Origin of the sequence: Micromonospora sp. NPDC005197 (assembly GCF_040608295.1) — a bacterium.
Lineage (GTDB): Bacteria > Actinomycetota > Actinomycetes > Mycobacteriales > Micromonosporaceae > Micromonospora.
Genome location: NZ_JBEXHY010000163.1, coordinates 1 through 10,406 on the forward strand (window position 1 = coordinate 1; position 10,406 = coordinate 10,406).

5 protein-coding genes and 1 pseudogene are annotated in these 10,406 nt (G+C 71.0%); 1 reads left to right on the forward strand and 5 read right to left on the reverse strand.

The features are described 5' to 3' along the window. Nucleotides 1–389: 389 nt before the first annotated feature. Nucleotides 390–2,291: a hypothetical protein gene (locus tag ABZU46_RS28890; protein ID WP_354862684.1), complete on the forward strand. Its 1,902-nt coding sequence runs from the start codon at nucleotides 390–392 to the stop codon at nucleotides 2,289–2,291. 77 nt (nucleotides 2,292–2,368) lie between these two features. On the opposite strand, the gene pulA is transcribed toward ABZU46_RS28890, so the two are convergent. From pulA to ABZU46_RS28915, 5 genes and pseudogenes are all read right to left on the reverse strand, one after another. After that, complete coding sequence (gene pulA, locus ABZU46_RS28895) at nucleotides 2,369–7,870, reverse strand: pullulanase-type alpha-1,6-glucosidase (RefSeq protein WP_354862686.1); 5,502 nt, start codon at nucleotides 7,868–7,870, stop codon at nucleotides 2,369–2,371. Nucleotides 7,871–7,980: 110 nt separating this feature from the next. Continuing rightward, nucleotides 7,981–8,673 (reverse strand): cellulose binding domain-containing protein, encoded by a 693-nt coding sequence (locus tag ABZU46_RS28900; RefSeq protein WP_354862688.1) that lies wholly within the window; start codon nucleotides 8,671–8,673, stop codon nucleotides 7,981–7,983. A gap of 113 nt (nucleotides 8,674–8,786) precedes the next feature. Further along, complete coding sequence (locus ABZU46_RS28905; RefSeq protein WP_354862689.1) at nucleotides 8,787–9,440, reverse strand: hypothetical protein; 654 nt, start codon at nucleotides 9,438–9,440, stop codon at nucleotides 8,787–8,789. 135 nt (nucleotides 9,441–9,575) lie between these two features. Continuing rightward, the gene (locus tag ABZU46_RS28910; protein WP_354862691.1) at nucleotides 9,576–9,965 is read right to left on the reverse strand and encodes a hypothetical protein; all 390 of its coding nucleotides are present in this window, start codon (nucleotides 9,963–9,965) and stop codon (nucleotides 9,576–9,578) included. Nucleotides 9,966–10,001: 36 nt separating this feature from the next. After that, nucleotides 10,002–10,406 (reverse strand): annotated as a pseudogene (locus ABZU46_RS28915) (hypothetical protein); the annotation flags it as partial.

Below are 10,406 nucleotides of genomic sequence, written 5' to 3' on the forward strand. Positions count from 1 at the left end.
CTTCCACAGTGACACGTGTGCTTCTTTCCCCGAAGGATGCTGGGGATCTCCCCAGTAGATCGACGACACGCTAGCCCACCCGGTTGTGGTGCGCCGCGCGTCAGGAACGCGTGCCGCCGGAGGTGGCCGCGCGGTCATCGGAAGTGACCGCGGGCTTTCCGCCCTCCACGACGCCCTTCGCCATCCGTGACGCCCCTGCTGCCCGGCCGTCCGCCGTGCTGTCGGCTGCACCGCCCACATACCTAATGTGGGCTTTTTTCGTATACGCCCACGAGGCGAAGAAGGTTCTCATACGGTGTTCTTCAGCAGCTACAACCGATTTGTAGCGAAGGCCGCCTCGCTGTGGCGAAGCGACCTTGTCGGGTACAAGGAGAGGGCAGAGAGCTCCGATGTCCAACTACCTTCGCAATAACGAGGACGCCAACCGTGAGACGACCTTTCCGATCCGTCGTCGCCGGCTCTGGCTCGCCACCGGCATTGTGGGCCTCACAGGAGCGGTCAGCCTCGCAGGGGTCGCCTACGCGACCACCGGGGCCACCGGTGCCCACCGGTTGACCGATGTGAAGTGGTCCACGGCTCAGCAGCTCAAAAAGGACGACGGCAAGGACCGGGATGAGCGTGGCAAGGACCGGGATGAGCGTGGCGAGGACCGGGATGAGCACGGCAGGGTGCGGGAGGTGCCTTGTGACGATGAGAAGCTGATCGAGGCGATCGATCTGGCGAACCGGGACCAGGGCGGCACGTTGAAGCTGGCCCCGCACTGCACCTACGAGTTGAGCTTCGCCGACAAGAAGTCCGGTACGGGTCTGCCGACGATCCGGCAGGAGATCACGATCAAGGGCAACGACGCGACGATCAAGCGGGACTCCGAGGACGCGTTCCGGATCTTCCGGGTCGCCGACGGCGGCGACCTGACCCTGAAGGACCTCACCGTCAAGGACGGCAACGCCGCCGAGTTCAAGTACGGCGCGCCGCAGGGCCCCGGCGGCCCCCAGGGCCCCGGCGGCCCCCAGGGCCCCGGCGGTCCGCAGGTTGCCGACGCGCCGCAGGCTGCGGACGTGCCGCAGGCTGCCGACGTTCCTTCGGCGGCCCCGGAGAAGCCCGCGCCGCCGATGAAGAAGGACGGCGATGCGGACGGCGGTGCGCTGCTGGTCGAGCGCGGCGGCAGCGCCCACCTGGAGAAGGTCGAACTGACCCGCAACAACGCCGAAGGCAACGGCGGCGCCATCGCCAACTTCGGCCGGGTCGACCTCGACGACAGCGAGGTCGAGAACAACCACGCCCGGGAGAACGGCGGCGGCATCTTCAACGTCGGCGTACTCAAGGTCAAGGGGTCCTCCGACGACAAGGACTGGTCCTCCCACGGCCAGGGCGGGTCCGCCGACGGCAAGGCCGACGACAAGGCCGACGGCAAGGCCGACGGCAAGAACGAGTTCTCCCACGAGCGGGATCACGAGTCCCGCATCACCAACAACACCGCCGGTGACAACGGCGGCGGCATCGCCAACGGCCGCGGCAAGAAGGAAGAACACGGCAAGGACAAGGACAAGAACAACGACTACTGGCCAGGCGTGCAGGGCCGCGACGAGGCCGGCAGCGTGGAGATCTTCAAGACCTCCATCGACGGCAACACGGCCAACGGCAACGGCGGCGGCGTGTTCAGCTCCAGCGGCTTCGTCAAGATCGTCCTGTCGAGCATCACGAAGAACACCGCCTGCGAAAGCGGCGGCGGCATCTACGCCCGCAACACCAACCTCGACCTCGAGAAGGTCACCGTCGCCAAGAACCACGCCAGCAAGGACGGCGGCGGCGTCGTCAACACCGGCGGCGAAGAAAAGAAGAAGGAAGGCCCCTCCTCCAGCGACGACAAGAAGGAACAAAAGGAGCAGGAAGCCACCGCCACCATCGCCGACAGCGAGATCGTCGAGAACACCGCCGGACGCTTCGGCGGCGGCATCTTCAACGGCGACCCCGACGTCAAGCTCAAGGAAGGCTTCGAGGAGCCCGACAACAAGGACAACAAGGACGACAACGCCCGCCTCACCCTGCGGGACACCGAAATCAAGGCCAACACCGCCCTCAACGGCGGCGGCATCTTCAACAACAAGGGCACAGTCACCCTGACCAAGACCCGCGTCACCAAGAACACCGCCACCGACTCCTCCAAGACGCACCGAGTCGCCGGCGGCATCCTCAACAACAACGGCAAGGTCCGCCTCGACGAAAAGTCGACCATCACCAACAACGACCCCACCAACTGCGCCGGCACCGTCAAGGACTGCTTCAACTGACCGACGGTCAGCGAACGGATCCACGCAGGGTCCGGCCCCCTACCACCTCGGTGGCAGGGGGCCGGATCGTCGTGGGATCAGCCCTGGACGAAGACCGCCACGCTGCGCGCCGGCACGGTGAACGTGCCGCTTGCCTGGTCGAACGAGGCGGTCCGCAGCACCGAATCGGCGGACTCCCGCAGCACCGGGTGCAGCGCCACGTTCGCCCCGCGCAGGCCGGTCACCGTCTGCTTCGCGGCCCCAGGGGTGGCGTTGAAGACGACGGTCACCGACTTCCACTTCCCGTCCAGCCCCCGGGCGTCCAGGGTCATGGTGAGCACGCCCGGCGTCTCCTTCTCGCCGGAGAGCGGGAAGGCGACCCGCTGCTGCACCTGGCCGGCGGTGGCCAGCCCGAACACCGGCGAGGACTCCCGGATCCGCAGCAGCTCCGCGTACCGGGCGTCGGCCAGGTTGATCGCGGCGCAGTCCGGCACCAACTTCGGATCGGCCAGCAGCGGCTTCGCGTACGACCACTTGTCCTGGTTGTCCTGCGCCGGCGGCAGGCCGGCGCCGAACCCGTTGCCCCGCTCGCAACCCCAGCGGATCTGGTTGAACCAGTCACCGGAGTTGAACGAGTTGCGGTCCAACGACTTCGACCGCAGCCGTTCGGTGCCGGCGGTGACGAACCCGGTGCCCTGCCCCAGCACCACCGTGCTCAGCGCCAGCACCTGCATCCGGGAACGGTCCGCCGCGGTGGTGGCCTGCGGCAGCTTGTACGCCAGCGCGTCGTACAGGATCTCGTTGTCGTGCGCGTCGACGTAGGTGACCGCCTCCCCGGGCGCGGCGGTGTAGCCGGCCGGGGCGCCGTTGTAGTCCACCTGCGCCCCGGTGACCGTCCGCCCCGAGGTGTCGGTGAACCGGTAGTCCCGCAGGTTGCCCGTGAGACCCACCTTGATCAGGTCGTGGGCGTGCAGCAGGCGGGCCTTCTGCGCCGCCGCCGACCCGTTCACCGGGTCGCCGTTGGGGTCGCTGTAGAGCCCGGAGGCGAAACCCTGCGCGCGGGGGTTGGCGTCGAACGGTCCGCCACCGCGTACCGCGTCGCGCAGCCGGTCGTTGAACGTGCCGATGCCGGTGCCGGCCATGTTGGCCTGGGTGGCCTGCACGAACCGGGCGTCATTGGCGACCTCGCCGAAGTTCCAGCCCTCTCCGTAGAGCATGATCGCCTTGCCGTCCACCCCGTCGCGGGCGACGGTCAGCCGGTCCAGCGCGGCACGCACGGCCAGGATGTTCGCCTTCGGGTGGTGGCCCATGAGGTCGAACCGGAAGCCGTCCACCTTGTACTGCTTGGCCCAGGTGACCAGCGAGTCGACGACCAGCTTGCCCATCATCGCGTGTTCCGGCGCGGTGTTGGCGCAGCAGGTGGAGTTGGCCACCGTCCCGTCGTCGAGCAACCGGTGGTAGTAGCCGGGCACCACCTGGTCGAGCACCGACTTCTCGTCGACGCCGGCCGCCGAGGTGTGGTTGTAGACCACGTCCATGACCACCCGCAGGCCGGCCTCGTTCACCCCGGCGACCATCCGCCGGAACTCGGTGGTCCGCGCCGCGCCGACCGGGTCGACGGCGTATCCGCCCTCCGGCACTGTGTAGTGCAGCGGGTCGTAGCCCCAGTTGTAGCCGTCGGTCTCGGCCACCGCCGCCACGCACTTCTGCTGCTGCTCGGAGTCCGGCGGAAGGGCCGCCAGGTCACAGGCCGGCTGGCGCTGGTCGGCCCGCTTCTCGGGGATCGTGGCGAAGTCGAACGCCGGCAACAGGTGCAGGTGCGTCACACCGGCGTCGCCCAACGCCCGCAGGTGGGTCATCCCGGCGGTTTTCGGGTCGGTGAACGCCAGGAAGGTGCCCCGCCGCTGCGCCGGCACGGTCTCGTCGGCGATGGAGAAGTCGCGCACCGACAGCTCGGAGATCTGCGCCTTCGACGCCGGCACGGCGGCCGGCTTGCGCAGCGTCCGCCACCCCGCCGGGGCCAGCGCCGGATCGTTCAGGTCGACCAGCTGGCTGTGCGTGGAGTCCGCGGCGAGAGCCACCGAGTACGGGTCGGTCACCGACGCGGTGACCATCCGCTGCGCGGCCGGCTGCCACGCCTGCACCTGGTAGCGGTAGTACTTCCCCGTCCAGGCGTGGCTGCCGCGCACCGACCACACGCCGGTGCGGTCGTCGCGGCGCATCGGCACCGTCTTCGGCGCCGCCGCGGGTGAGTCGAACAGTTGCAGCGCCACCGTCCGGGCGGTCGGCGCCCAGAGCGCGAGGCTCGGCGTACGGCCGGCGAAGGTCGGACCGAGCGTGACCTGGGTGGCCCGGGAGTACACGTCGTCGAGCACGCCGGGAATCTGCACGCCGGTCGCGGCGAGCAGGGCGCCCGCCGCGTCGCGCTCGGTGACCAGCAGCTGCCCGCGCAGCGCCGCCGGCACCTTCGCCAGGTCACCCCGGTCGAGAGTGAAGGCCCGGTAGGACCACAGGTGCGGGAACGCCGCGCGCTGGGCCTCGGTGAGCCCGTTGCGCTGCGCCCGCAACGGCAGACTGGTGTACGTCCCGGACAGCTCGCCGTCGACGACGCTCACCCCGCCGGTGGGGGCGGCCACCAGGGCGTACACCCGACCGTCGGTCGGTGGTGTCTGCCAGGCCACTGTGGACCGGTCGATCCAGTGCGCCTTCTGTTTGCCGATGTCGGTGTCCCCGCCCGCGCTGGTCGCGGTCGACGGCAGCAGCCGCCCCGGGGTGGCGGCGAGCAACCACACCTCCCGGCCGGCGCTGGCGAAGTCGAGCCGCTGGTCGTCGGGCAGATCCTTGGTGTCGCCCTTGTGGATGATGTAGTTCAGCCCGGTGGCCCCGGCCGCCAGCGGCACCCGGAACACCGCGCCGAACGCGTCGATCGACGTCGGCGCGAGCGGGGTCGCCCACTCGGTCGGGTTGGCCGCACCGTCCCACAGGTGCAGGCCCCACCCGTCGTACTTGCCGTCGGCCCGCCGGTAGTGGATCACCGCGGTGCCCTCCTCGACCGCCGGGTCCGGTTGACCGGTGGCCGCCTGCCTGCTCGGATAGACCGCCGGGTCACCCTGCTTGAGCCAGACCTCACCGGTGGCCGTCACGTCGATGCTGCGATCCTGGGCGACGTCCTTGGTGCCATTCTTGTCGACCACCACGAAGCCCACGGACTTCGCGCCCGGCTTGAGCTTCACCCAGGCGAACCGGCCGTAGGAGTCCTCCCCGGCGAACGGCTGCCCCTTCGGCCACTCGGTGACGTACGCCGGGTCGATGTCGCCCCAGGCGTACAGCCCCCAGTCGTCGTACCCCCCGGCCGGACGCTGGTAGTGCACCACCGCCCACTCCCGGGACCCGCCCTGCTCGGGCGTGCCGACGACGGCGACGGACCGTGCCGTCGCGGTGCGGCCACGGCCGTCGCGGACGACGGCGCGGTACTCGATCCGGGTGCCGCCGGCCAGCCCGTCCAGGTCGTGGTGCACGGTGTACGGCGCGTGGTCGGCACTGCCCAGCAGCGTCCACCTGCCGCCGGCCACCCGGGCCGCCACGGTGACGGTGGCCAGCGGGTCGCCGGTCACCTTCGCGGTGACCGCCGCGCGGGTCGCCACCGAGGCGCCCCGCGCGGGGGTGGTGATGCTGATGGTCGGCTTGCCGGTCGGCCGGGCGATGGGGGTGCCCGCGCGGTACACGGCCGCCGACAGCGGCGGCACGGTCAGCGTCAGCCTGCCGTCGCCGCCGGCCCGTTGGCCGTCCGATCCGCCGTAGATGCCGGTGAAGGTGGCGCCGGCCGACCAGGTGTCCACCGTGACAGTCTGCGCGGTCTCGGCGTTGTTCACCGCCACCACGTACTCGGTCCGGTCGGCGGGGGCGATCCGGGAGGCGGCGAACACGCCGGGGCCGTCGGCGGCGTACCGGGTGACCTGGATGCCGTCGCGCAGCGCGGGGTGCGCCTGGCGCAGCCGGCCCAGCTCGGCGATCGTCCGGTACAGCGGGTGGCCGGTGTCGAACTGGTCGCTGGCGTGGGTGCGGTCGGTGCCGAGCAGGTCGTCGTCGAGGTAGTCGGGCACCTTCGAGGCGAACATGTCCTGCCGGGCGTCCTTGTCCCCACCGGGGCCGGTGAAGCCCTGCTCGTCACCGGAGTAGACCACCGGCTGGCCGCGGGTGAGGAACATCAGCTGGTGGGCGAGCTGGTCCCGCCGCAGGTGGCTGGCCGGGGCGGTGCCGCCGCCGGCGATGAACGACCCGATCCGGCCCATGTCGTGGTTGCCGAGGAAGGTGGTCAGCCGACCCGCGTCGGTGTCCCGGGCGGCGTAGAGGTCGTCGCGGGCGTACACGTCGGCGAGGGCCTTCGCCGAGCCGGCGCCCGCCGTGTAGCCCCGCGCGGCCTCCTGGAACGCGAAGTCGATGGTGGCCGGCAGACCACCGCGCCGCACGTACGTCGACGTGATCTCCGGGTTGGCGCTGTAGACCTCGCCGAACAGGAAGAAGTCCTTCTTGCCGGCCTTCTCGGCGGCCCGCTCGACGCCCCGGGTGAACTGCGGCCAGAAGTCCATGTTGACGTGCTTGACCGTGTCCAGCCGGAACCCGTCGACGCCGGTCGCGCCGATCCAGTCGCCGTACGCCTTCGTCATGCCCCGCACCACCTCGGGACGCTCGGTCCACAGGTCGTCGAGGCCACTGAAGTCGCCGTACTCGCTGTTCTCACCGGAGAAGGTGGAGTCACCCCGGTTGTGGTACATGGTCGCGTCGTTGAGCCAGGCCGGCACCTTCACGGTGGCGTCGCCGGGCTCGGGAAAGACCGGCGTGTACGGGCCGGAGTTCCTGTCGACCGTGGGGAAGTCACGGCTGCCGTCGGCGTAGTTGCGGTCCTCGAAGGCCCGCCCCTGCGCGTCGACGTACGGCGAGGTGGCCTTGTCCACGTAGGCGTAGGAGTCCTCGGCGTACTTGATGACGTCGGCGGTGTGGTTGACCACGACGTCGAGGTAGACCTTGATCCCCCGCCGGTGCGCGAGCGAGACCAGCTCCTTGAGCTGCGCGTTCGTGCCGAAGTGCGGGTCGACCTGGGTGAAGTCGGTGATCCAGTATCCGTGGTAGCCGGCCGAGATGTCGTCGCCCTTGCCCTGCACCGGACGGTTCTTGAAGATCGGTGCGAGCCAGATGGCGGTGGTGCCCAGACCCTGGATGTAGGCCAACTTGTCGATGACGCCCTTGAGGTCACCGCCGTGGTAGAAGCCCTTGTCGGTCGGGTCGAGCCCGGTGCGCAGCCGGTCGCCGGTCAGGCCACCGGAGTCGTTGCGCCGGTCGCCGTTGGCGAACCGGTCCGGCAGGACGAAGTAGAACTGCTCGGCACGCGCGGTGTCGGCGCCGGCGGCCAGCAACGCCTCGGCGGTGGGCTCGTCGCGCCACTGGACGGCGCCGGCCGCGGCGAGGGGGTCGGTGCCGGACGGTCGGGGGTCGGCGTCGGCGCCGAGGGGCCGCGCGGAGTCCGGCGTACCGACGAGGGTGAAGGTGAGCAGGCAGACGAGCGCGAGCAGGGCGGTACGCGGAATCGGCGGGGGTTTCATCGACGGCCTTCCTCTGGTCGTGATTGGCCGCACGCTAACCCTTGCCGAAACAATCTGCAATACCTTGCAAACAAAGTCGTAACCGAGCAGTGTCCTTGCGGAAGCACAGCTCAGAACCCGCCGCAGCGCACTCCGTCGACTGTGCAGCCTCGCGGCGTCGTCGACGCCCGTTCCAGGTGGAACCGCAACGCCACCGACCCGCCGGCCGGCACGTCCACCCCGCTGACGTACGTGAAGCTCCCGTCGGACTGTCGCAGCGTCCCCTGTGGCACCCCCTCGACCCAGGCGGTCACCAGCCGCCCACCGGCGAAGTCGAACCGCACCGTCCAGCCATGGTCCGCACCCGACGCGTTGACGATCAGCACCTCGCCGATGAAACCCCCGTCGAAGCTCTGCACCACCCGGTAGCGTCCACTCACCGCCGGCGGCTGCTGCGGCGGCACCCCCGCCGACGGTCGCAGCGAGGTCGGTGCCACCGTCGGGCCGACCGCCGGTGGCCGCGACATCGCCGGCGTGCTCGGGGGCGGCCCGCTCGCCCGCGGCGACAGCCCCGGCAGCACCGGCGCCCTCTCCGGCAGCGGCGTCGACGACAGGTCGGACGGCGTGACCGGCGCCTGCGGCAACGGCAACCCCGCCGGCGGCGGCCCGTCGTCGACAGCCGGACTACGCCCCCGGTACGCACCCAGAGCCACGAAGAGCAGAACCACCATCACGACGAGGCCGGCGCACACCACGATCCACGGCGACGACGCGATGGCAGCCGGACCGTGCGACGGTCGCGGCGCGCGACGCATGCCGGACATGTGCCTCCCTCAGCGGGCCGTCCGGGCAGCGTAGCGATCGACGGCCCAGCCCGGAAGCGCCGTCGCCCTTGCCCTGCACCGGCACCGGCACCGGCACCGGCACCGGCACCAGTTCAGCCGAAGCGACAGTCGACGCCGTTGACCGTGCACCGCACCGGCCGCTGCGCCGACCCGTCCCAGGCCAGCCGCAACCGCAACGTCTGCGTGTCACCCGGATCCAGCGCCGCCCCGCCGCTCACCACGAACGCACCGCCACCCTGCGCCGACACGGAGATCCCCGCAGCACCGCTGACCCGCAGGCCCCGCATGGCGCCCTCGAACGCCAACTCCACCCGCCAGTCCGCCGACCGGGCCGACTCGTTCGTCACCGACAGCACGGCCTCCGTCGCGTCCCCGCCGTCCGTACCGCCCTGGTACCGGGCGGTCACCGCCCCCTTCGCCGCCGCGCTCGTCCGGGCCGGCGACGGCGAACCCGTGGTGGCGCGCGGCGACGGCGTCCGACTGCTGCGCGACGGCCGCGGCGACGCCGTGCGCCGCTCCAGCCCACCCGGCGTCGCCCCCGACGACGCCGTAGCCGGCACGGTCGGCAGGAACACCGGCGGCGCGGCCTGCGGCGCGCTCTCCCGCTCCCGCGTACGGAACGACAACAGCGCGATCACCAACAGCACCACCAGCGCGCCGATGCCGAGCAGCACCACGATCCACGGCACCGACAGCAGCACGCGCGCCGTCCGCGGACCCCCCGCACCGTCCGGCCCTGACGCCATCAGGTCTCCCCTCGTCCCACCGACGCGACAGCGTAGCCAGCGGCGGCCAGACCGAAAACCTCGCGGGTACAGATCGGACCGACCGGCCCACCCGAAGCGGAAAACGGCTCGCCCGCGTGGACGGTCGCCCGGCGGTCAGGCCGTCCGGATAACGGTGCAGATGACCGGACCCTCACCCGACGTACGCAGCAGATAGCGGTACCGCTCCCCCGGCACCGCGTACCCCCGGCTGTCCAGGAACTCCCACTCCACCGACACCATGGTCAGCAGCGCCGACACCGGCTGCACGTCCTCGATCCGAGCGTGCGCGGCGATCAACTCCCGGTCCTGGTAGTCGGACGCGGCGCCCACGAAGGACAGCGCGACCGCAGCGAGAGAGGTGAACGAGAAGCTGTACGTGTCGGCCACCACCAACCCGGGCAGGGCGTAACAACCGGCGAGCGACGGCAGGTCGCCGGAGGTCATCGCGGCGCCGTACCGGTCGAAGAAGCCGGTCAGCGCGTCGAGATCGGTGGAGGCGTTCACGCGACAGCAATTGCCGCTCACCGGGCGGGCCAAACCTCAGCGGGGCGGAACCCGCACCTCGATCTCCGCACCCAACCGGGCGCCACCGGTCAACCCCAGATCGTCACCACTCCAGAACCGCCCCGGGTCGTACCAGTTTGGACGCTTACCGGCGGGCAGCAGGCCCATCGCCTCGTAGGTCACCGCCACCACCTCGGCGCAGTACGCCGTCTCCAACGCCCTCTCCCGCGCAGCCGCGCTGGCCGGAGCTGCCGTCGTCCCCGGGGTGGCCGTCGTCCCCGAGTTGGCCGTCGTCCCCGGGTTGGCCGTCGTCCCCGGGTTGGCCGACGTCCCCGGGTTGGCCGACGTCCCCGGGTTGGCCGCAGCGCCCGGAGCGGCCGTTGTCCCGGGGTTGACCGCATTGCCCGGGGTGGCCCGGCTGGCCCGGGGCCCCGACGCGGC